The organism is Solimonas soli DSM 21787 (genome assembly GCF_000474945.1).
Classification (GTDB): Bacteria; Pseudomonadota; Gammaproteobacteria; order Nevskiales; family Nevskiaceae; genus Solimonas; species Solimonas soli.
The window spans coordinates 1-20,858 of sequence record NZ_AXDW01000022.1; the positions used below are offsets into that span (position 1 = coordinate 1).

At 71.1% G+C, this 20,858-nt stretch carries 18 protein-coding genes and 2 pseudogenes; 6 read left to right on the plus strand and 14 right to left on the minus strand.

All coding sequences use genetic code 11. The annotated features are described in order from the left end of the window. The 4 genes and pseudogenes from K344_RS21200 to K344_RS0110670 all read right to left on the minus strand — a co-directional run. Nucleotides 1-239, minus strand: a pseudogene (locus K344_RS21200) (MotA/TolQ/ExbB proton channel family protein); the annotation flags it as partial. 105 nt (nucleotides 240-344) lie between these two features. Next, nucleotides 345-965: an energy transducer TonB gene (locus tag K344_RS24825; RefSeq protein WP_028080662.1), complete on the minus strand. Its 621-nt coding sequence runs from the start codon at nucleotides 963-965 to the stop codon at nucleotides 345-347. Nucleotides 966-1,048: 83 nt separating this feature from the next. Continuing rightward, nucleotides 1,049-2,200 (minus strand): cupin domain-containing protein, encoded by a 1,152-nt coding sequence (locus K344_RS23515; RefSeq protein ID WP_084197266.1) that lies wholly within the window; start codon nucleotides 2,198-2,200, stop codon nucleotides 1,049-1,051. A 479-nt stretch (nucleotides 2,201-2,679) separates the two neighbouring features. Further along, nucleotides 2,680-3,111: an Hsp20/alpha crystallin family protein gene (locus tag K344_RS0110670; protein ID WP_028080664.1), complete on the minus strand. Its 432-nt coding sequence runs from the start codon at nucleotides 3,109-3,111 to the stop codon at nucleotides 2,680-2,682. An 85-nt stretch (nucleotides 3,112-3,196) separates the two neighbouring features. Between K344_RS0110670 and K344_RS0110675 the strand changes: the two genes are divergently transcribed. Then, a complete protein-coding gene (locus tag K344_RS0110675) occupies nucleotides 3,197-3,733 on the plus strand; it encodes an ion channel (RefSeq protein WP_169729284.1) in 537 nt (178 codons plus the stop codon). A gap of 25 nt (nucleotides 3,734-3,758) precedes the next feature. Here the strand turns inward: K344_RS0110675 and K344_RS0110680 are convergent, their stop codons facing one another. The 8 genes and pseudogenes from K344_RS0110680 to K344_RS25000 all read right to left on the minus strand — a co-directional run. Continuing rightward, nucleotides 3,759-4,373: a BON domain-containing protein gene (locus K344_RS0110680; RefSeq protein ID WP_028080666.1), complete on the minus strand. Its 615-nt coding sequence runs from the start codon at nucleotides 4,371-4,373 to the stop codon at nucleotides 3,759-3,761. A gap of 137 nt (nucleotides 4,374-4,510) precedes the next feature. Next, nucleotides 4,511-4,822 carry an alanine-zipper protein gene (locus K344_RS0110685; protein WP_169729285.1) on the minus strand — a complete coding sequence of 104 codons (312 nt, stop codon included), beginning with the start codon at nucleotides 4,820-4,822 and terminating at the stop codon, nucleotides 4,511-4,513. A gap of 101 nt (nucleotides 4,823-4,923) precedes the next feature. Next, on the minus strand, nucleotides 4,924-5,841 hold the full coding sequence (locus K344_RS21210) for a L,D-transpeptidase family protein (protein WP_051362120.1): 918 nt from the start codon (nucleotides 5,839-5,841) through the stop codon (nucleotides 4,924-4,926). After that, nucleotides 5,838-6,806 (minus strand): universal stress protein, encoded by a 969-nt coding sequence (locus K344_RS21215; RefSeq protein WP_051362121.1) that lies wholly within the window; start codon nucleotides 6,804-6,806, stop codon nucleotides 5,838-5,840. The genes K344_RS21210 and K344_RS21215 overlap by 4 nt, the downstream gene beginning before the upstream one ends. 103 nt (nucleotides 6,807-6,909) lie before the next feature. Continuing rightward, nucleotides 6,910-7,893 carry a zinc-dependent alcohol dehydrogenase family protein gene (locus tag K344_RS0110700; RefSeq protein ID WP_028080668.1) on the minus strand — a complete coding sequence of 328 codons (984 nt, stop codon included), beginning with the start codon at nucleotides 7,891-7,893 and terminating at the stop codon, nucleotides 6,910-6,912. A gap of 31 nt (nucleotides 7,894-7,924) precedes the next feature. Beyond that, on the minus strand, nucleotides 7,925-8,869 hold the full coding sequence (locus K344_RS0110705; protein WP_028080669.1) for a ribose-phosphate diphosphokinase: 945 nt from the start codon (nucleotides 8,867-8,869) through the stop codon (nucleotides 7,925-7,927). Then, a complete protein-coding gene (locus K344_RS24995) occupies nucleotides 8,866-10,407 on the minus strand; it encodes a thymidine phosphorylase family protein (protein ID WP_084197283.1) in 1,542 nt (513 codons plus the stop codon). Before K344_RS24995 ends, K344_RS0110705 begins: the two co-directional genes overlap by 4 nt. After that, a pseudogene (locus tag K344_RS25000) lies at nucleotides 10,405-11,760 on the minus strand (MBL fold metallo-hydrolase RNA specificity domain-containing protein); the annotation flags it as partial. The pseudogene K344_RS25000 and the gene K344_RS24995, both read right to left, overlap by 3 nt. Before the next feature lie 152 nt (nucleotides 11,761-11,912). Between K344_RS25000 and K344_RS0110720 the strand changes: the two are divergent. From K344_RS0110720 to K344_RS0110735, 4 genes are all read left to right on the plus strand, one after another. Continuing rightward, nucleotides 11,913-12,920: a universal stress protein gene (locus K344_RS0110720; protein WP_169729286.1), complete on the plus strand. Its 1,008-nt coding sequence runs from the start codon at nucleotides 11,913-11,915 to the stop codon at nucleotides 12,918-12,920. A gap of 2 nt (nucleotides 12,921-12,922) precedes the next feature. Next, on the plus strand, nucleotides 12,923-13,735 hold the full coding sequence (locus tag K344_RS0110725) for a CHAD domain-containing protein (RefSeq protein ID WP_043114302.1): 813 nt from the start codon (nucleotides 12,923-12,925) through the stop codon (nucleotides 13,733-13,735). Between the two features lie 109 nt (nucleotides 13,736-13,844). Then, nucleotides 13,845-15,278 carry an exopolysaccharide biosynthesis polyprenyl glycosylphosphotransferase gene (locus K344_RS21225; protein WP_051362122.1) on the plus strand — a complete coding sequence of 478 codons (1,434 nt, stop codon included), beginning with the start codon at nucleotides 13,845-13,847 and terminating at the stop codon, nucleotides 15,276-15,278. After that, nucleotides 15,268-16,452: an outer membrane beta-barrel protein gene (locus K344_RS0110735; RefSeq protein ID WP_028080672.1), complete on the plus strand. Its 1,185-nt coding sequence runs from the start codon at nucleotides 15,268-15,270 to the stop codon at nucleotides 16,450-16,452. The genes K344_RS21225 and K344_RS0110735 overlap by 11 nt, the downstream gene beginning before the upstream one ends. On the opposite strand, the gene K344_RS21230 is transcribed toward K344_RS0110735, so the two are convergent. Both K344_RS21230 and K344_RS0110745 read right to left on the minus strand, forming a co-directional pair. After that, nucleotides 16,444-17,412 carry an NAD-dependent epimerase/dehydratase family protein gene (locus tag K344_RS21230; protein ID WP_051362123.1) on the minus strand — a complete coding sequence of 323 codons (969 nt, stop codon included), beginning with the start codon at nucleotides 17,410-17,412 and terminating at the stop codon, nucleotides 16,444-16,446. The two genes, K344_RS0110735 and K344_RS21230, sit on opposite strands and share 9 nt — an antisense overlap. Then, the gene (locus K344_RS0110745; RefSeq protein ID WP_028080673.1) at nucleotides 17,409-19,109 is read right to left on the minus strand and encodes an FAD-dependent oxidoreductase; all 1,701 of its coding nucleotides are present in this window, start codon (nucleotides 19,107-19,109) and stop codon (nucleotides 17,409-17,411) included. Before K344_RS0110745 ends, K344_RS21230 begins: the two co-directional genes overlap by 4 nt. A gap of 195 nt (nucleotides 19,110-19,304) precedes the next feature. Between K344_RS0110745 and K344_RS23045 the strand changes: the two genes are divergently transcribed. Beyond that, nucleotides 19,305-20,828 carry a WecB/TagA/CpsF family glycosyltransferase gene (locus K344_RS23045; protein WP_051362124.1) on the plus strand — a complete coding sequence of 508 codons (1,524 nt, stop codon included), beginning with the start codon at nucleotides 19,305-19,307 and terminating at the stop codon, nucleotides 20,826-20,828. The last annotated feature ends 30 nt before the right edge of the window (nucleotides 20,829-20,858 follow it).

Consider the following 20,858-nt stretch of genomic DNA (forward strand, 5'->3'; position numbering starts at 1 on the left):
CCCTTCGCCACAAAGTCGCCCTGCGCCCACAAAGCCGACAGACCGTAGGGGTTGTCCACCTGCTCGGTGTGCGCCCCTTCGCCGGCGGCAGGCGCGGCGTCCGCGGGCGCTTCGGCCGGGGCGCTTTCCGTCGTCGGCGCCGGCGGCGGCGTCTGATTCTGGGCCTGAACCGGCAGGCTGGCGACCAGCGCCAGCAGGCTTCCGGCGACCAGCGCCTTGCATGTTTGCTTCAACGACATCTCACATCTCCAAGAGGATGGTGGCTCGGAATTCACACGGCGCTTCAGCGCCGCTTAATGACCTTGTCCAGCAGGACGGCGCGCGCTTTTTATTCGCGATGCTGCTCAGTCTTCGGGCCGGAACGTGTACTTGATCGTGCCCCAAGCCTGGACAGGCTCACCGGCATCGATTGCCGGATCGAATCTGCACAGGCTCAGCCCTTTGCGAGCAGCCTCATCGAGGCGCGGATAGCCACTGGAGGTGGCGATCTTGCTGTCCTTGACGCGACCGTCAGGACCGACCAGCAGCTGCAGCACGACCGAGCCCGCCTCGCCGAGGCGCTGCGAAACCGAGGGATATTCCGGTGCGCGGCAACGCTTGCCGTCGACTTTCAGCGCCACCGACGGTGGCGGCTTGACCGCTGGTGCCGGCTGCGGCTGAGGCGCCGGCTCTGTGCTCTGCACCGTGATTGCATGTTGCGGTGGAGGGGTCGAAATGTTGATTTCGGGTGGAGGCACGAATGGCGGCGGCGGCACGTCGAGCGTCGGCGGTGGCGGCGGTGGCGGCTCGTCCGGCGGCTTCACCTCTTCGATGATTCTGGTCTCGATCGGCGGCGGGAGAAGCTCGATCGCCTTGCGCGCCAGGCCAGATACGAGTCCCCAGACTAATAAGGCATGAAAAAATACGACGCCGACAATGCCTGCCATGCGGCGGCCGTTGTCCGGCTGAGCCTGCCCCAGTTGCATCGCGTATCGCTCCCTGCTGTATCCGTATCTCTAGGACGGCGGGATGAACCAGTCCCCTACTTGTGAGCCAGTTAAATTTCCGGTCAGCGACGTCGCAAAATGATGGCGTCATCGAAGAACAGCTCGATTAAAGCCCTTCGCACTACATCAGACGGCGTCTTTCCCAAAAGACTGCAGAGCGCACCGATCGAGAGCGGCCCTTTCTTGGCCAGCGCAGATAAAATGAATTTTTTGTCTGCATCCAAATGCAGCCGAGCATCTACATGAACTTCACCGTCGATCGCCCGATGCACGACTCCCGAGACAAGTTGCGCTTTGTCGTCTTCATGAAGCGTCGCTTCGCCAGACAGCAGTTCCAGGTCGAGAGGCGACGGAGCGGATCGATGTCCAGCGCTTTCACGCCTGAAGGCCGCAAGATGTGCAGGATCGCCCAAAGCTGCGGCGAGGGTCCTGATTGCCATTTGCAGATCGAACGTGGTCGAGAGCTCTAAGCTCTTCCGTGCCTCGTAGAGGGCGGGCAGAACCTGCATGGCAGTCCACTGGACGTAATCTGCTACGGATTTAGGGTATAAGCCTACCGACAGATGAAAGCTCGTTTGATCGGACGCCTCAACTTCGTGCCACCATCCGCGTGGCAGGTATAGCAGGTCTCCCGCTTCCAGAATGCATTCAAATACCGGCACGGTAGGACGGCGATGTCTTGATCCCTGGCTTGTCTGCGAGCTATGCGGCAGGAGCCAAGTGGGCTCATATACGCGCCAGCGCTTCCTTCCAAGCAGTTGCAACACAAAAACGTCATGCGTATCCCAATGCGCGCCGAAAGTAGCCTCTCCCCCGTTCGCATGGGAGAAGGAAAGATACGCATTGGCCGTGGCGGGCATGCCCATGCGCTCTCCGAGGTTCTGGCAGGCATGCGCAGCAAATGGCATGAAGCTCTCGAGCCGGTTCAGCACAAGAGTCGCGCCGCCGCTCAATGCCTGATATAAGCGCCGGCGGCTTAAACTGACTCGGCCGAAAACCGACCGCGCATCCTCTTCCAGATAAGTGGAGCCGTCCTGCACGCGTCCATGCTGGAATAGCTGGACGAAGGGCGTGCGCGGGTCCACAGCGTGAAGCAGGGTATCGACGTCGCGCCAGGTAGGATGCGGCGCAAGGACCGCGGCTTTATGGTGAAGAAATCCCCGTTCAAGTCGGCTCGCCCGAAACTCTGCATCCGACATTCCTAGATCGATCATCCGGCCGAGCTGCTAGCTTTCCTCCCAATTACGACGCACCCGCAAGGCTGTACCCTACCCGCGACACGATTTCCCAACGAGCCACAGCCGCACTACGTCCTACTTGGCTGAGATCAGCAGCGGCGACAATAGTCGCATGTCCCAGTGTGATCCCGAGGCAGCCGAAGGCAGTTCGGAAGAGTCCATGGGCGCGCCCGCAGCAGGACGTTCTCGCAACTCGCGCAGGCCGAGCAGTGGCTGCTTAATCTTCAGCTATCACCTGATGAGGGCGATCTCACCCACGTGTGCATACCGAGCAGCTCAGCGTCCGCGAACTGATCGAGCGCTTCCGCGACAAAGTCGCGGAGCGTTGTTCCAGCCCTGAATCGCGACTGCTCATTCCTGGCTCGGTCGGAGGGCGGGATCGGCGTTGCCGCGTCGACGAGCGACGCGGACGCCGCGCCGGCGGTCCCGGCTGCGGGACCGCCGGCGACGCCTGCTCAGCTCTTCACTTCGATGCGCCTGGCCTTGGTCGCCTCGCGCTTGGGGATGTGGATTTCGAGCACGCCCTTGTCGGTCTTGGCGGCGATGTTGTCGGCGTCGGCCGAATCCGGAAGCGCCAGGCGACGGAAGAATTCGCCGTACGAGCGCTCGGTGCGCAGGTAGCCGTTCTTTTCCTCCTTCTTCTCCGACTCGCGCTTGCCGGAGATGGTCAGCATGCCCTGCTGCATCGTCACTTCGATGTCCTTCGGTTCGATGCCGGGCAGATCGGCGCGCACGACGAATTCGGTCGGCTGTTCCTGGATATCGACGGCCGGCGTCCAGGCGGTCGCGACATCGTCCGGCAGGCGGCCGAAATTGGCGAACATGCGATTGAAGTCGTTGTGAAACTGATTCAGCGCGTTGCGCGCCTCGTAGGGGATCAGGCTCATCGGCGGTCTCCGGTGGATGGGGAGCTTCACTATCGCCACGGCGCCGCCGCCGCACATTGACCTGGATCAGTTCACGCGTCGTTTGATGCGCATCAAGGCGCGCCGCGCCGCGCCCGCGCATAGTCGTCGCCATGCCGCGATCCGCACGCCGCCGATGACCCCGACCCTGCTCAGCGCGATCGCCTCGCCCGCGCACTGGCTCGCCGTGCTCGCCACCGTGTTCATGGTGACGCTGGCGGTGACGACGCACTACGAAGGCCTGCAGCGCCTGAATCGCGCCATGCCGCGCTGGCGTCTGCCGGCGCGGCTGCGCATCCTCGCGCTGATCTTCTGCATCATCAGCCTGCACATTGCCGAGATCTGGATGTTCGGCATCGGCATTCACGCGATGGTCGCATTCCCGGCGCTCGGCGAAATCGGCGGCGTGTCGTCGGCGCCGCTGCTCGACGCCGTGTATCTGTCGACGACCACGTACACGACGGTCGGCTACGGCGATCTGGCGCCGCGCGGACCCTTGCGCCTGGTGCTCGGCAGCGAAGCGCTGACCGGCTTCGTGCTGCTGACCTGGTCGGCGTCGTTCACCTATCTCGAGATGCAGCGCTACTGGCGTACCGACGCCTGAAGCGCCGCCGGCGCCGCGCCCGGCTTCAGGCCGCCTCGACCACGATGCGGTTGTCGACGCGCAGCACGCCGGGCGCGCTCATCAGCGCCGCCTCGAGGTCTTCCTTCTCGCGCGCGGTGCGCACGCGGCCCTCGAGCACCACGGTACCGTCGCCGCCGGCATAGGAACGGATCTGCGGCGCGTCGGGCGCCGTGCCGAAGGCGTCCTCGCGCAAGCGGATGCCGTTCACCACGTCGCGCACGCCGTGCAGGCGGCGGATGTCCTGCCCGGCGCGGCGTCTTTCGTATTCGGTGTCGACGGTGCCTTGCAGCGCGACCACGCCGCGTTCGACGGTGACGCGCACGGCGCCGGCCGGCAGGCGCAGGTCCCAGTTCAGGAAGCGAACCGCGCGATCGGCGATCTCGTCGTCGGCGGTTCGCGTCGCCTCGTCCGGGCGCACCTGCAGATGCTCGGCGATGGCACGCACGCCGCTGACGCCGCGCACCGCGCGCTCGGCAGCCGCCTTTTCGGCGGCCGCGCGCACATGGCCGCTGAGGGTGACGACGCCCTTGCGCACGGCGACGCCGATATGCGCGACGTCGACGCCGGATGTCATGGTCAGTGCCGCCATGACGCGGCGTTGCAAATCCTGATCGAGCATTCGGAGCCTCCGGATGCGTGCGGGCGATGCGGCGCGGATTGCCGCGAACACCGCCGTCGATACCGGCACCGAGCGGCCCGGCAAAGGAAGATGGAGGTCCGGCGACGCGGGTCCGCCGGCCTCCACCAACGGGGGGACTACTTGCGCAGCGACTTCTGGAACATGCGATCGGCCTTCTGCGCGGCGGTCTGCGCCGCCGCGCTGGAATCGGCCGCCGCCTTGCGTGCGTCCTCGGCGGCGACCTGCGCGGTCGCGGCGTCGGCTTGCGCCGTCTGCGCGATATCGAGCGCGCGCTGCGCCTTGGCCTGCGCGTCGGCGGCCTGCTGCTGCGCCGCCTCCGCCTTGCGCGCGGTGCTGTCGAGCAGTTCGCGGTCGGCCTTGCCGAGCGTCGTGCAGGCGCCGAGCGCGAGCATCAGTGCCGTCGTGGAAGCGAGAGCCAGCTTGGACATGGGGAACTCCTGGGCGAGGGTCTTGGCGAAAGGAACGGCGCGGGAAGCGCTGCGGCGATTGTCGGCGGCGCGTGCCCGGCGCCACATTGACGGCGATCAATTCATTGCCGGCCGATCGAGGTCGGCGCCTGGCGGCGGGTGACGGCGAGCGGCATGCCGTTCTGTTCGCGTTGCGCGCGCTCCACCTGCCGCCAGTCGACGCGGTACGCCTCGGCGCCGAGCGCTTCGAGGATCGGCGCCACCAGATCGAGCGTGGGATCGGGCAACGGCATCTCGCCCATTTCGACGCGATCGGCTTCGCGCTGCACGGGATGCACTTCGACGTACAGCTCGCCGGCCCGCCAGCCGAGCTTGTACGGCAGATCGATCACGCTCACCGGCGTGCCGGCATCGACCAGCGGATACAGGCGCGCGATGTCCTCGGGATAGAGGCGGATGCAGCCGTGGCTGCCGCGACGGCCGACGCTGTACGGCTGGTGCGTGCCGTGGATCGCGAAGCCGGCCCAGCCGAGATAGAGCGCGAACTCGCCCATCGGATTGAGCGGCCCCGGGCCGACCGACAGCGGCAGCTCCGGGTCTTCCTCGCGTTCCGAAGCGGTCGGCACCCAGCTCGGGTTCTCGCGCTTGCGGTCGATGCGCGTGTGGCCGACCGGCGTTTCCGCGCCCTCGCGGCCGATGCCGATCGGAAAGCTCAGCGGCTCGCCGCCGGGCGGATAGAAATACAGGCGCAACTCCGCCAGGTTGATGACGATGCCGCGCCGCGCGCCGGGCGGCAGCACATGCTGGCTCGGAATGGCGATGACGCGCCCGCCGTCCGGCAGCCAGGGATCGACGTCGGGATTGGCGAGGCGGATGTCGACGTAGCCGACGTCGTGGTCGCGGGCGATGTCGAGCAGCGTCTGCCGCGGATCGACGACGGCATACGAAGGCGCGCCGATCAGGTCGTCCGCCGCCGCGGCGCCGGCCTGCGCCGCAGCGAGCAGCAGGCAGGCCGCGCAGGCGCCCGCCGCGCGCTTCATGCCGCGCGGCGGCCCGGCACCTGCAGGCGTTCGCGGATCTGCGCGGCGAGCGCGGCGGCGAAGGCGTCCGACTTCACCACCAGCACGCTGCACGGCAGATCGTCGAGCAGCGCCGACGCCGTGCTGCCGAGCAGCAGGCGATCCAGCGTGCCGTAGTGCGTGGTGCCCATCACCAGCACGTCGACATCGTGTTCGCGCACGAAGCGCGCCAGCGCCGGCGCCGCCGGACCGATGAGGAAGTGGCGGGCGTCCTGCGGCACGCTGTTGGCGTCGGCGAACTGGTCGAAGTCGTCGCGGTACAGCTTGTAGAGCGTCTCGTAGAGCTCGCCGGTCAGCGCCGGTGCCGCCATCGGCGCCACCAGATCGGCGGTCGCGAAGGCCTGGAAGGCGAACGCCAGGTCGAGCTTGGCGTCGGTGGCATAGGCGAGATTGGCGGCGTGGTGCACGATCTTCTGGTTGAGCGGATCGTCGGCGCCTTTCATGGCGTCGGCGGCGACGACGATGCGTCGCGGCGACAGCTGCTCGCCGTGCACGAGAAAGACCGGCGCCGGGCAGTCGCGCACCAGCTGCCAGTCCAGCGACGTCATCAGCACGCGGCGCATGCCGTGGTGCATCTCGACGTCCTTGACCACGAGATCGGCCTTGCTCTCGACGACGTGCGCGAGAATCTCGTCGAGCGGATGGCGGCACCACACGGCTTCGACGGTCACCGTGACGCCGCTTGCGCGCAGCTCCTCGGCCTGCTCGTTCAGCCAGTCGCGGCGCTGGCGCAGGAAGGCTTCGCGCAGGCCCTGCGCGTCCTCGGCGCGCACGCGCGCGACGACATCGAGCGTGGCGCTGTGATCGAAAATGGCGATGTGCAGCGCCGCGCCGCATTCGCGTGCGAGCAGCGCGGCTTCGCGCAGCGCCGGCGAGCGCTGCATGTCGCGCCGCGCGATCAGCAGAATGCGTTCGTAGGACTTCATGACGGGCTCCGGTGGCGGAAGATCTCGCCATCAGCTTGAGCGGCCGCGCTCGCCGCCGCCTTGACCGGCGTCAAGCCCTCGCGCGGCCGTCGGCGACGCCGCTTCAGGCCGGCGCCATGCTCAGCACCGCGGTGCCGCTGAAGCGCCCCGCGCGCAGATCGTCGAGGGCCTGGTTGGCGGCCGTGAACGGGTAGACGCGCGTCTGCACGCGCACCGGAATGCGCGGCGCCAGGGCGAGGAACTGCACGGCGTCGGCGCGCGTCATGTTGGCGATGCTCTGGATCGAGCGCTCGCCCCACAGGCGCGCGTAGTCGAAGTGCGGAATCTCGCTCATGTGGATGGCCGCGCACACCAGGCGGCCGCCCTTGCGCAGGGTGCGCAGTGCCGCCGGCAGCAGCGCGCCGTCGCTGGCGAAGATGATGGCGGCGTCGAGTGCCTGCGGCGGCAGCTGGTCCGAGGCGCCGGCCCAGGCCGCGCCGAGGCGGCGCGCGAACGCCTGCGCCGCCGCGTCGCCCGGCCGCGTGAAGGCATACACCTCGCGCTGCTGGTGCAGGGCCACCTGGGTGATGATGTGCGCCGCCGAGCCGAAGCCGAACAGTCCGAGCCGGCGCGCGGCGCCGCAGGCGCGCAGGGCGCGATAGCCGATCACGCCGCCGCACAGCAGCGGCGCCAGTTCGATGTCGCCGACGTCCTCCGGCAGCGTGTAGGCGAACTCGGCGCGGGTGATGCAGTGCGTGGCGTAGCCGCCGTCGCGCTGCCAGCCCGTGAAGCGCGCGTCGTCGCAGAGATTCTCCTCGCCGTGCCGGCAGTACTCGCAGTGGCCGCAGCTGCCGGCCAGCCAGCAGACGCCGACCTTGCTGCCGATCGCGGGACGCGTGACGCCGGCGCCGTGCGCGAGCACGCGGCCGACGATCTGGTGGCCGGGCACGATCGGATAGCGCAGGCCGGGCAGTTCGCCGTCGAGCACATGCAGGTCGGTGCGGCACACCGCGCAGGCGTTGACGCGCACGAGAATCTCGCCGGGGCCTGCGACGGGCAGCGGCAAGTGGCGCAGGCGCAGCGCCGTGCCCGGCGCCTCCAGCACCATCGCCTCGCAGCGTTCGTCGTGCTCGCCCACGTCATGCCTCCCGCGTCAGTCCGGCCAGCGCGCGCGGCGCGGCTGCGTCGCCGCACAGCACGGCCGCGGTCGCCGCGGCAACCGCGCCGCGAATGTCGATGCGATTCGACGCATGGGCGATGGTGTTGCAGCTGATGACGTCGCCGGCGCCGGCGGCGCGCAGCCGCGCGTAGGCGTGTCCGGCGAAGATGGCGTGCACCACGATGCACAGCGGCCGGGCGAAGCCGGCGGCGCTCAGTGCCTGCACGGCGCCGCGCAGGGTCTCGGCGGTCGAGGCGATGTCGTCGACGACGACCGCGTGACGGCCGCGGTGCGCCGCCAGTCCCGACGCCTGCAGCAGCACGTCGTCGTCGCCGCGCCGCTCCTTGCGGAAGCAGACATGCGGACAACCCAGCCGCGCGGCGATCGCCGCCACCCATTGCTCGCTCTCGCCGTCGGGGCCGACCAGCAGCGGCGCGTGCGGCCCGGCGCCGGCCAGCCAGTCGGCGATCGCCGGGGCCGCGCTCACCGCCTCGGCCGGCTTCGCGAAGATGTCGCGCAGGGCATGGATGCGGTGCAGGTGCGGATCGACGGTGACGAGCGCGTCGAACAGCGAGCCGAGCCAGGCCGCGTAGTGCCGCGCCAGCGCGCCGCTGCCCGGCAGGAAGACCGCGTCCTGGCGCATGTAGGCCAGATACGGCGCGACCAGCACGATGCGGCGCGCGCCGTGCTCGCGCAGTGTCGCGGCCGTGAAGTGCAGCGTCGCCATGCGCACGTCGGCGTCGTCGAGGCCGCAGACGATCACCGTGTCGCGGCCGCGCGGCGCGGTGAGCGCGCGCAGGCCGGTCTCGCCGTCGGGAAAGCGGTGAATCCACAGATCGCCGCGCTCGCCGTCGCAGTGCGCGGCGACGACCTGCGCCAGCGGACCGTTGCCCGGCAGGGCGTAGACGATCGGCGCGTCGCTCATGCCGGCTCCGCCGCGACCTGCATGGCCTGCGGATGCGCGTCGGCGTAGCTCGCCGCGTAGACCAGTTCGCCCGGCGATTCGGCGTGCAGGGTGAACAGCGGCTGGCCGCGCTCGACGCGATGGCCGAGGCGCTGATGCAGTTGCACGCCGGCGGCCGCCGCGCGCGGCGCGCCGGCCAGCTTGGCGATGCGCGCCAGGCGCCGGTTGTCGATGCCGGTCACCACGCCGTCGACGGGGCTGGTGAACAGCTTGCGGTAGGCGGCGGTCGGCGGCTCGCGCATGCCGCCCTGCGCGGCGCAGATCGCCGCGAACTTCTTGTACGCCGCGCCGCTCGCCAGCGTCGCGCTCGCCAGCGCCGCGCCGGCGCCCGGCGCCGCGCGGCCGCCCATCTCCAGCAGCAGGCCGGCCAGGTGCAGCGCGCGCTCGCGCAGATCGGCCGGCGCCTGCGCCGCGTTGCCGAGCACGGCGAGCACATCGAGCGCCTCCAGCGCCGGGCCGATGCCGGCGCCGATCGGCTGGCTGCCGTCGGTCTGGCAGATCTGCACGGTCAGATCGAAGGCGCCGCCCACTTCGCGCAGCAGCGCCGACAGCTGCTGCGCCGCCGCGGCGGAACGCACCTTGGCGGTCGCGCCGACCGGAATCTCGACCAGCAGCGCGTTGGAGCCGGCCGCCAGTTTCTTCGACAGGATCGACGCCACCATCTGGCCGGGGCTGTCGAAGTCGAGCGGCCTCTCGACGCGGATCAGGATGTCGTCGGCCGGGCTCAGCGACATCGCCCCGCCCCACACCACGCAACCGCCTTCGCGCTCGACCACCTTGTGCATCGCCGCCGCGTCGAGCGCGACCGGCGCCAGGGTTTCCATGGTGTCGGCGGTGCCGGCCGGCGAGGTGATGGCGCGCGACGAGGTCTTCGGAATGGTCAGGCCGCAGGCGGCGACGATGGCGACCACGATCGGCGTCGTGCGATTGCCCGGCAGGCCGCCGACGCAATGCTTGTCGAGCACGATCTTCTGCGGCCACGACAGCCGCTGGCCGCTGTCGAGCATGGCGCGCGTCAGCGCGATGGTCTCGTCCCGGCCCAGGCTGGCGCCGCCGCAGGCGGTGACGAAGGCGGCCAGTTCGAGGCTGGAATAGCGGCCGGCGGCGATGTCGCGCACGACCGCCGCGACGCCGTCGGCGGAGAACGGCGTGCCGTAGACCTTGCCGCGCACGGCCGAGAACGATTCAATCGGTTCGGGATGCGAGATCTCGACCTCCTCGTCGTCGTGCGCCTGCAGCGCCTCCCAGGCCGCGTGCGAGAGTCCGACGTGGGCGCTGTCGAGCAGGCTTTCGTCGACCGTGTACAGCGTCGCCACCAGATGCCGGGCGCCGGCGCTGAGCTTGACGCGCGACTGCGACTCGAAGCCCTCGGAGCGGCAGATCGCCGAATCGGCGCGCATGAACACGACCGGCTCCTGATAGGTGTCGATGCCGATGCGGCGCAGACGCAGGCGCTCGGCCGGCAGATGCTGGCGTTCCGCCTGCGCATCGCGGCGCAGCTCGACGCGTTCGAGATGCTCGGGAATGCTCACCGCCCAGCCGAGGCGGCGCTCGATGCTCTGGCGCAGCGCGTCGGCGGCGGCCGGCTCGCCGTGCGTGACGAAACAGCGCCGCGGCGCGCGCTGGAAATGGCCGAGCCAGGCGAGGATCTCCTCGCTGTCGGCGTGCGCCGACAGATTGCCGATGCTGGTCACCTCGGCGCGCACCGGCACGTACTGGCCGTGGATGCGGATCGCCTCGGCGCCTTCCAGCAGCGCCGCGCCGCGCGTGCCGGCGGCCTGGAAGCCGGCCAGCAGGATCGTGTTGGCCGGGTCCGGCGCGAAGGCCTTGAGGTGATGCACGACGCGGCCGCCAGTCGCCATGCCGCTGCCGGCGACGATCACCATCGGACCGTGGCCTTCGTTGAGGCGCTTGGAATCCTCGACCGTGTTGACGATGGTCGCCGTGCTGCCGAGCGCGGCGCAGGCCGCGGCGTCGAGGCGATGCTCGTCGCGATGGCGCAGATAGAGCGAGGTCACGTCGGCCGCCATCGGGCTGTTGAGATAGACCGGCAGATCGGCCTGGATGCGCCCGGCGCGCTTGAGGCGGTCGATCGCGTACAGCAGCTCCTGCGCGCGGCCGACCGCGAACGACGGAATGACCAGCACGCCGCCGCGCGCCGCGGTGCGCGTGATGATGGCGGCGAGCGCGTCGAGCGGATCGTCGCTGGCGTGCCGCCGGTTGCCGTAGGTCGATTCGACCACCAGCCAGTCGACGCCTTCGATGAGCGCCGGCGGCCGCATGATGGCGTCCTGCGGACGACCGAGATCGCCGCTGAACAGGATCGAGCCGTCGCCGCTGTCGAGCTGCACCATCGCCGCGCCGAGGATGTGCCCGGCCGGCAGCAGCCGCGCCGTGAAGCCGGCCGCCGGCGCGAAAGTCTGCTCGAAGGGCCGCAGCTCCAGGCGCGCGATCACGTCGAGCGCCTCGCTTTCCGTGTACAGCGGCAGCGCCGGCTTGTGCCGCGAGTAGTGATGGCGATTCGCGTAGTCGGCTTCTTCCTCCTGCAGCCGGCCGCTGTCCGGCAGCAGGATGCGGCACAGCTCGGCGGTGGCGGCGCTGCAGAAGATCCGCCCGCGGTAGCCCTGCTTGACCAGCACCGGCAGCCAGCCGCTGTGGTCGATGTGCGCGTGCGTGAGCAGCACCGCGTCGATGTCGGCCGGCGCGACCGGCAGCGGCGCCCAGTTGCGCAGGCGCAGCGGCTTGTAGCCCTGGAACAGGCCGCAGTCGATCAGCAGCCGCGCACGCGCGCCTTCGAGCAGGTACTTGGAGCCGGTGACGGTACCGGCCCCACCGAGAAACTGCAGGTGCATGGGAAGTTCCGATTGTCGCGCGCAGCGTGCGCCGGCGCCGCGGCGCCGGCATTGATGCAGGTCATGCGGCGTCGCGGCGCTTGACGCAGGTCATGGCCGGCCGGCGGCCGCCGATGATGAACTGCCGGCACGTCCCGTCGCGCGAGCCGACCATGAATCCTTTGCAGCAGATCGTCGCCGTCGTCGATCCTGGCATGCAGCCCGGCGCCGCCCTGCCGCGCGCCGCCGAACTGGCGCGCCGCAGCGGCGCGCGCCTGCGCCTGTTCATGGGCGCGTACGCGCCGATGATCGACGCCGGCCGCGATCTCGCCGGCGGCAAGGTGCGCAAGCTGGCGCGAAACGAATACCTGGAAATCCGCCGCCACTGGCTGGATCGCCAGGCGGCGCCGCTGATCGACGCTGGCCTGCGCGTCGACTGCGAAGTGATCTGGACCTCGGAGCTGCACCAGGCGCTGATCGCCTATGCCTGGGCGTGCAAGGCCGATCTCGTCATCAAGGACCTGATGCCGCCGCGCAAGGGCGCGACGCGCATGCCGCTGAGCGCCGCCGACTGGCGCGTCGCGCGCACCTGCCCGTCGGCGCTGATGTTCGTGCGCCAGGACAGCGGCATGCTGCCGCGGCGGATCGCCGCCGCGGTCGACGTCGGACTCGATCGCGGCGACTCGCCGCACCCGCTCAACGAAGTGATCGCCGGCATCGGCGCCGGTGTCGCCGCGCTGGCCGGCGCCGAGCTGCATGTCGTGCACGCCTTCCCGTACCGGCGGCCGCTGCTCGCCGTCGAGGTGTCCGGCGATCTGCGCGCGCTGTACGCCGACGTGCACCGCACCGCGCAGGCCAACTTCCGCCGCTTCACGCACGAGCATGGCATCGCCGCCGACCGACAGCACTGGATCACGACCTCCGGCGACGTCGCCGACGCGCTCGCCCGCTTCGCGCGCGCGCAGGCCATCGATCTGCTGGTGATCGGCTCGTCGTATCACTCGATCATCAGCCGCCTGCTGCTCGGCAGCGCCGCGGAAGGCATCCTGCGTCATGCCGACTGCGACGTGCTGCTGGTCAAGCCGGCGGATTTCGGCGAGCAGCTGCGCCGGCAATACGACCTCGCGGCGCTGCTCGACGCGATGCGTTTCGACACGGTCCCGACCGCCGCCGCGGCGTGAACATGCGCGCCACCGCCGCGCTGCCGCGTCTGCTCGCGCCGCGCCTGCGCGAGGTGGCGCAGGCCATCGACGCGGCCGCCAGCCGCGACGATCTCGAAGTCTGGCACCACCTGCGCGTCGGCATCGTGCGCCTGCGCGTCGCCCTGTCCGCCTGCCGCGACGTCCTGCCGAAGACGGCGCGCCGGCAGCTGGACCACGAGTTGCGCTGGCTGCGCCGGCAGCTCGCCGAGGTGCGCGACTGGGACGTCTTCGTGCAGCGCCAGGCGTCGGCGGCGGATGTCGACCCCGGCCTGCGCCGCGCCGCGCGCGCGCGCCTGCGGCGCAGCACGTCGCAGGCGCGCGACATCGTGCAGGGCCGCCGCTGCCGCGCGCTTGCTCAGCATCTGCGCCGCTGCGCCCGGCAGCTCCGCGCGCCGGCGCCGCACGCCGCCGCGACCCTGTCGCTGGCCGAGCTCGCCGATCACGCCCTGCGCCGCCGCCGCCGCAAGCTGCGCCGGCGCGGCCGTCACATCGGGCAACTGCGGAGCGACGATCTGCATCGCCTGCGCCTGGCCGTGAAGAAGCTGCGCTACACCGCCGAACTGTTCCGTGCGCTGCATGCCGAGCCGGCCTTCGAGCAGGGCCTGCACGAACTCGAACACCTGCAGGATGTGCTCGGCGACATCCACGACCGCGAGCTCGCGGCGCCGCTGTCGGCGCGCCTCGCGCGCGACGCCGGCCTTGCCGCGCCCGCCGCGCGGCGCTCACGCATCGGCGCCCGGCAGCGGCGTGCGCTGCTCTGCGCCTGGGCCGCCGTGGCCACGGCTTGGGGCTGAACGCCGCGGCGCGGCCGCCTGTGTTCGGTTTCGTACCGACGCCGCCGTCGCCGGGCGCGAAGATGCCAGCAACCGGGACGGCTCTTCGAGACGGCAAACCGAGGCACACATGGGACAGAAGATTTCACTCGACTGGACGGCCCGGCCGGCGCAGACCGCCGCGCCGCCGTCCGGCAACTGGCGCGCGGCGCTGACCACGCTGCAGCCGCTGCTGGAAACACTGCTCCTCGTCGGCGCCGCCTGGCTGGCGCTGCTCCTGCTGCGGCCGCTGGTGGGCGCCATGGCGCCGAGCGACCACGAGGCGCTGATGGCGTCGATCACCACGCTGTTCGCGCCCTTCGTGCTGCGCCAGCGCTCCGAGGCGCGCGTCGCGCCGCGGCGCCGCGTGCTGCGCGATCTGGCCGGGCCGTATCTGCTGTTTGCCGCGATCGCCACGCTGGCGCTGGGGCTGGGCTGGCAGAGCGAGACGCCGCGTCTCTGGCTGCTGCTGTGGCTGACGCTCGGCTTCGCCGGCATCGGCGCCTTGCGCAGCGCCATGTGCCGCGCGCCGGTCGTCGAGCGCATCGCCGTGGTCGGCGCCGGCGAAGCCACCGACCGTCTCGTGCACTACCTGCAGCGCTCGGCGCCGGCCAGCGTCGAACTGGTCGGCGTGTTCGACGATCGCGCCACGCGTCCGCCGTCATCGACCATGGCGCGCAGCGGCTCGGTCGCCGATCTGCTCGCGCTCGGCCGCCAGCGCCGCGTCGACCTGGTGCTGATCGCCCTGCCCGATCACGCCGAAACGCGCATCCTCGAACTGCTCGGACAGCTGAAGTCGCTGAGCGTGTCGGTGGCGCTGAGTCCCTGCGGCATCGAACTCGCGATGCCGAAGCTGCCGGTCGAATACGTGGCCGGCCGCATGCCGCTGACGCTGATCGCCGAGCGGCCGATCCGCCGTGCCGGCGCGATCGCCAAGGCCGCCGAGGACTATCTGCTCGGCGGCCTGCTGGTGCTGCTGCTGTCGCCGCTGCTGGCCCTGATCGCGCTCGCCGTGCGCCTCGACAGTCCCGGCCCGATCCTCTTCCGCCAGCCGCGCCATGCCTGGAACAACGCCGAGTTCGACGTCTTCAAGTTCCGCACCATGCGCTGGAATCCGCAGGGCGCGCCGCAGCCGCTGCGGCAGACCGAGCGCGGCGATCCGCGCGTGACGCGCGTCGGCCGCTTCCTGCGCCGCACCAGCCTCGACGAGCTGCCGCAGCTGTTCAACGTGCTGCGCGGCGAGATGTCGCTGGTCGGGCCGCGTCCGCACGCCGTCGACATGCGCACCGAGGAACGCCTCGGCAGCGAGATCGTCGAAACCTACGCCCACCGCCACCGCGTCAAGCCCGGCCTGACCGGCCTCGCCCAGGTGCGCGGCTATCGCGGCGCCACGCATACCGCCGAGCAGCTGCGGCGGCGCATCGAAGCCGACCTTGAGTACGTCGAGCACTGGTCGCTGTGGCTGGATCTGCAGATACTGGCGCGCACGGCGTGGATCGTGATCCGGGGACACAATGCCTATTGAGTCCTGGCGTCGCGCCGGCCGCGCCGGCCTGCTGCTCTGCGCGGCGACGCTGCCGCAAGCCGCGCGCGCCGGCTTCGACTTCACGCCATACGTGGCGGCGAGCGGCTATTACGACTCCAACGTGTTCTGCGTGTCCGGCCCGGCACAGGCGCTGGCGCGCGGCGGCGACGACCGCTTGAGCGACCGCGTGCTGCGCGCTGTGCTCGGCAGCGGCCTCGACTACCGCTACGGCCGGCAGGAACTGAAGGCCACGCTCGAAGGCCGCGCCCTGCGCTACGACCATTTCGGCGAGCTCGATCACCAGGAGCATCGCGCTGCACTGGATTACCGCCTGCCGTTCGGCGATGTCGTCGAGCTGCACGCGACGGCAGCCGACGAGCGCCGCCAGGCCTCGCTCGCCGATCGTCAGGCCAACCTGCTGGCCATCGAGCACGAGCGCAGCGGCGACGTCAGCCTGCAGCTCGCGCCCGGCGACGACTGGCGTTTCGATGCCGACGCGCACGCGCGGCGCCTGCAATCGCCGCTGGCCGAGGCGCCCGACTTCGCGCTCACCGAGCAGGGCCTGCGCGCGACGCTGCGCCGTGTCGGCGAAGGGCCGCTGTCGCTGGGACTCGGCAGCGAACTTCTGCAGGGCCGCTTCAGCGGCATCGGCGACGCGCAGCGCTTCACGCAGTACGGCGGCGGCGTCGACCTGCGCTACGAGATCAGCGGACTGACACGCCTGCAGGCGACGCTCGGCGCGAGCCGCCGCAACGAGAAGAGCGCGGCGCGCGACGACGTCTCGGCGCTGACCGGTTCGCTCGGCGTCGAACACGCCCTGAGCGGCGTGACCAGCGTCCGCCTCGACGCCTTTCGCAGCATCGACAGCGATGCCGGCGTGGGTCGCTCGCGCATCGCCAACGGCGCCGGCGCCGCGTTGATCTGGCGGCATGCGATCGTCGGCGCCGAACTGAGCGCGCAATGGACGCGCAGCGACTTCGCCGACGAACCGCGGCGCCGCGACGACAGCTTCGAAGCCAGCCTGCGCGTCCCCTACCAGATGCGGCGCTGGCTCGCGGTCACACCGTTCGCGCGCCGTTTCGTGCGCGATTCGAGCGACGCCGAAGCGCGTTACCACGTGACGACGGCCGGCCTCGAACTGCGTGCGCAGTTCGGCGGCGAAGCCTCACGCTGACAGCAGGCCCGGCTTGTCGACGCCGCCGCGCAGGGCGGCGGCGCAGGCAGCGAGGCCCTGATCGAGCGGCACCCAGCGTTGCCGCAGCTCGCGCTCCGCGGCCTGGCTGTCGAGCACGATGTCCTGCCGGAACAGCGCCAGCAGCGACGGCGTGATCGTCGTCGCCGCCGCGCGCCCGGCGCCGGCGCGCCGCAGCACCTTCAGCAGCGGCGCGCGCAGATAGGCCTCGGCGGCGAGGCGGCGCGGCGTGATGCGGCGCACCGGCGTGGCGTCGAGCAGGCAGGCGAAGCGCACCAGATATTCGTTCCAGCTTGGCGCCTGCGGCGCGGCGAGATTGAAGGCCACGCCGCGCGGCGCGCGGCGCAGCACGTGCAGCACGGCGGCGGCGACGTCGTCGACGTGCACGAGATTGCAGCGCCCGTCGCCGGCGGCGCCGAGATCGCCGAGCCGCCCCTCGCGCAGCAGGCGGGCGATGCGCAGCGTCCATTGCTCGCTGTCCGGACCGTACACGCAGCCGGCGCGCAGCATCACGCTGCGCTCGCAGCGCGCCAGTTCGCGCTCCGCCTCGCGCTTGGCGGCGCCGTAGGCGCTGAGCCTGCCGGGCGCGGCGCCTTCATCGACGCGGCCCTCGCGATCGCCGTACACCGCCATCGAACTGAGCTGCACGACGAGCGGCTGCGGCGTGTGCGCGCGCACCGCATCGGCGAGCAGCGCGGCCTGCCGCTGCAGCATGCGCGGCGCGCCGGCGACGCAATTGACGACCGCGTCGACGCCGTCGAGCGCGGCGCGCAAGGCGGCGCGGTCGAGCGCGTCGACGCGGCACAGCTGCACGCCGGCCGGCGCGGCGCGGGCGCGGCGCGTGCCGAGCAGGGGCTGTTCGAAGCCGCCGGCGCACAAGGCGCGCAGCACATGGCCGCCGATGTAGCCGGCGCCGCCGAGAACCAGCACGCGCGAAGTCACGCCGCCAGCTCTTCGATCGACAGCGCCGCCGGCGACGCCGCCTGCGCGGGCGCCAGGCGACGCTGCAAATGATCGCCAAGCCGCAGGGCCAGCGCGACGATGGTCAGCGTCGGATTGGCCTGGCTCGAGGTCGGGAACACGGCGGCGCTGGCGACGAACAGATTGCCGACGCCATGCACGCGCAGGTCGGTATCGACCACGCCGGTGCGCGGCGTCGCCGCCATGCGCGCGGTGCCGATGTGATGGCCGCCGTAGGCGCCGTAGCGCAGCATCTCCTGCTCGATGCTTTCGGCGGCGTAGTCGAAGCGGCCGACGCCGCTGTCGCGCACGTCGGCGGCGAACGCCGCCAGCGCGCGCTGCACGGTGTCGACGTCGGCCTGCGTGTGGCGCCAGTCGATGCGCAGGCGCGGCATGCCGAGCTCGTCGCGTTGCTCGCTCAGCTGCACGCGGCTGCTCGGGTTCGGCACCTGCTCGGCGTGGAAGTCGAGGCTGAAGCAGGGCTCGCGCGGCGTGACGATGATCGACGGGAACTTGCGCGACGCCAGCTTGCGCTGCGTGAGCATCTGCCAGGCGAAGGCGAAGGCGGCGCACGGATCGCGGGCCACGTTGCGCGCGTGCGCGAGCCAGTCGCGCGGCGCGCTGTCGCCGTCGTGCAGGCGCTTGGCGTACTCGTACGGAATCAGCCGCCTGGCGAGGAACAGCAGCGACAGCACCGCCGAGCCGTGCGCCGGATCGCCGATGCGCGGATGGTGCAGACGCGCGATGAAGTTGCCGCAGCGCAGCGTGCGCTGCGCATCCTCGCGCAGGGCGAAGCGTCGCCGGCAATAGACGCCGTCGGCGCTGCGCTGGTAGCCGTGCGCGACGGCGACGCCGTGCCCGAGGCGCAGGTTGCCGATCGTGCCGGCGAGGTGGCACATGTAGTAGCGCCCGACCAGATCGTGACCGTTGCCGATGCCGGCCGGCTGCCGGTCATGGCTCGCCAGCAGCAGGCGCGCGGTTTCCAGGCCGCCGGCGGCGAGCACGACGAAGTCGGCCTGCACCTCGATGCGACGGCCGTCGAGCGTGCGCGCCAGCACGGCGGCGATGCGGTTGCCGTCGCCGTCGAGCCGCAGCGCGGTGACGTTGGCGTGCAGCACCACGCGCGTGCGGGCCGCGCCGTCGAGGCGCAGGCGATAGCGCTGCCCGAAATCGGTCGGGCAGCTGAAGCGCTCCAGCGTGTCGTCGGAGAAGCGCGCCGCCGCGAAGCCGGCGACCGGCGGCGCGCTGCCGTCGGGGAAGGCGTCGGCGGCGCGATAGCGCGCCGGGCCGGCCTCGCAGAGCAGCGAGGCCTCGTCGTAGTAGCGCGCGAGTTCCTCGTAGCTGATCGGCCAGCCGCTGTGCGGTATGTAGTCGCGCGCCTCGAAATCGATGGGATCGAAGGGCACGCAGCGGCCGCCCCAGGTCGCGGTCGAGCCGCCGAGGCGGCGCTCGCGATAGCGATCGGCCGGCGGATGCAGGCGCGCGTCCGTGACCTCGCCCTCGTAGAGGCGCTGCGTGCGTGCCTCGTGCCGGCGGCCGCCGGCCTCCAGCAGCACGACATCGATGCCGCGCTGGCCGAGGCGCAGCGCCAGGGCGATACCGGCGGCGCCGCCGCCGACGATGCAGACCTGTGCCTGCAGCCGCGCGTCGTCGGCAAACCCGCGCGCGTCGATGAACATGATGGCCCCCGGACGAATGATCCGGCCCGCACTATCGGTCGCCGCCGGCGGCGGGGTCTGTACGACGCCGAACACATGCGCGGCGGCGCGGCGGCCGGCCGCGTTGCGTTCGCTGCCGAACAGAACCGCAGCGCCGACGTCCCTAGCATGCTTGCAAATGATGCCGCACGAGCGGCGGTTGCGAGGAGCGACGACATGGGCGCATCCGACACTTTTCAGTTCTCGCCGCCGGCGCTGGCGGCGACGGCGCCGTGGCACTGGCGCGACGCGCTGCTGCGCCTGCAGCCGCTGTTCGATCTGCTCGTGCTGCTCGCCGCCGCGCGCGCCGCCACCCTCGCCGCCGCCGCGCTGCATCCCTCGCTGATCTTCCTCGCCGCCGGCTGGCCGGCCTGGGAACGCTGGTCGCTGCCGGCCGCGCTGTTCGGCGCCGTCCTCATGTCGCGCCGCGCGCAGACGGCGACGCTGCGCCAGGATCTGACGCGCATCGCGCTGTTCATCGCCCTGGCCGCGCTCGCCGGGCTGAGCTACGCCGAACGGCCCGAGGGCTGGCTGCCGATCTGGCTGGCGCTGTCCGGCGCCGGCCTCGTCATCACGCGCCTGTCGCTGCGTCGCCTGCGCCGGCGCCGCACGGTGGCGGTCTACGGTGCCGGTCCGCAGGCCGACCGCCTGATCCGCCAGCTGCGCCGCTTCGAGGCCGATCGCGTCGACATCGTCGGCGTGTTCGACGATCGCGGCCGGCGCACGCCGGACGCCGAGTTCGCGCCGCGCGGCGACCTCGCCGATTTCGCGCGCCTCGCGCGCGGCGGGCCGGTCGACGCCGTGCTGCTCGCCCTGCCCGGCGCCGCGCACGAGCGCATCGAGCAGCTGCTCGGCACACTGCAGGGCCTGTCCGAGACCGTCGCCCTGTGTCCGGAGGACGACAGTGCCGGCGCCCGCGAGCTGCGTCTCGGCAGCTCGCTGAAGGCGCGCGTGCTGGCCGACGCGCATCACACGGCCTGCAAGCTCGACGACTACGACCTCAAGGACTTTCTCGAGATCGCCGCCGGCTTCGGCGAGCAGCGCTACACCTACGTCGTCACGCCGAACGTCGATCATCTGATCCGCCTGCACGACCAGACCAGCTTCCGGCGCCTGTATGCCAATGCCGGCTACATCCTGCTCGACAGCCGCTTCCTTGCCCACCTGCTGCAGCTGACGCGCGGCGTGCGCCTGCCGGTCTGCGCCGGCAGCGACCTGACGCGGCGGCTGTTCGAGGACGTGATCCGCGCCGACGACAACATCGTGCTGGTCGGCGCATCGGCCGAGCAGGCCGAACAGCTGCGCCGCCGCTACGGCCTGCGCGGCCTCGTCCACCACAACCCGCCGATGGGCTTCATCAACGACGCCGCCGCCGTCGAGACGTGCCTGCAGTTCATCGAAGCGCACAGCCCGTTCCGCTTCTGCCTGCTGGCCATCGGCTCGCCGCAGCAGGAAGTGATCGCCAACGCCTTGCGCGAGCGCGACAAGGCGCGCGGCATGACGCTGTGCATCGGCGCGTCGATCGACTTCCTCACCGGTCGCGAGCGCCGCGCGCCGGCCTGGATGCAGCGCGCCGGACTCGAATGGCTGCATCGCCTCGGCCAGTCGCCGCGACGCATGGCGAGCCGCTACCTGGTGCGCGGACCGCGCGTGTTCAATCTGCTGAGCCGCACCGACGTGCAGCTGCGCCTGCATGACTGAATGCGCGCAGACGCGCAAAAGACGAAGGGC

Excerpts from the sequence above, each read along its gene's own strand:
- K344_RS23515 (WP_084197266.1), bottom strand. The coding sequence starts at position 2,200 with ATGATCGATCTAGGAATGTCGGATGCAGAGTTTCGGGCGAGCCGACTT.
- K344_RS0110725 (WP_043114302.1), top strand. The coding sequence starts at position 12,923 with ATGCGCGCCACCGCCGCGCTGCCGCGTCTGCTCGCGCCGCGCCTGCGC.
- K344_RS0110720 (WP_169729286.1), top strand. The coding sequence starts at position 11,913 with ATGAATCCTTTGCAGCAGATCGTCGCCGTCGTCGATCCTGGCATGCAG.
- K344_RS0110700 (WP_028080668.1), bottom strand. The coding sequence starts at position 7,893 with ATGGTGCTGGAGGCGCCGGGCACGGCGCTGCGCCTGCGCCACTTGCCG.
- K344_RS21210 (WP_051362120.1), bottom strand. The coding sequence starts at position 5,841 with ATGAAGCGCGCGGCGGGCGCCTGCGCGGCCTGCCTGCTGCTCGCTGCG.
- K344_RS0110685 (WP_169729285.1), bottom strand. The coding sequence starts at position 4,822 with ATGTCCAAGCTGGCTCTCGCTTCCACGACGGCACTGATGCTCGCGCTC.
- K344_RS0110745 (WP_028080673.1), bottom strand. The coding sequence starts at position 19,109 with ATGTTCATCGACGCGCGCGGGTTTGCCGACGACGCGCGGCTGCAGGCA.
- K344_RS24825 (WP_028080662.1), bottom strand. The coding sequence starts at position 965 with ATGCAACTGGGGCAGGCTCAGCCGGACAACGGCCGCCGCATGGCAGGC.
- K344_RS23045 (WP_051362124.1), top strand. The coding sequence starts at position 19,305 with ATGGGCGCATCCGACACTTTTCAGTTCTCGCCGCCGGCGCTGGCGGCG.
- K344_RS0110675 (WP_169729284.1), top strand. The coding sequence starts at position 3,197 with ATGCGCATCAAGGCGCGCCGCGCCGCGCCCGCGCATAGTCGTCGCCAT.
- K344_RS21225 (WP_051362122.1), top strand. The coding sequence starts at position 13,845 with ATGGGACAGAAGATTTCACTCGACTGGACGGCCCGGCCGGCGCAGACC.
- K344_RS0110735 (WP_028080672.1), top strand. The coding sequence starts at position 15,268 with ATGCCTATTGAGTCCTGGCGTCGCGCCGGCCGCGCCGGCCTGCTGCTC.
- K344_RS0110680 (WP_028080666.1), bottom strand. The coding sequence starts at position 4,373 with ATGCTCGATCAGGATTTGCAACGCCGCGTCATGGCGGCACTGACCATG.
- K344_RS0110705 (WP_028080669.1), bottom strand. The coding sequence starts at position 8,869 with ATGAGCGACGCGCCGATCGTCTACGCCCTGCCGGGCAACGGTCCGCTG.
- K344_RS21215 (WP_051362121.1), bottom strand. The coding sequence starts at position 6,806 with ATGAAGTCCTACGAACGCATTCTGCTGATCGCGCGGCGCGACATGCAG.
- K344_RS0110670 (WP_028080664.1), bottom strand. The coding sequence starts at position 3,111 with ATGAGCCTGATCCCCTACGAGGCGCGCAACGCGCTGAATCAGTTTCAC.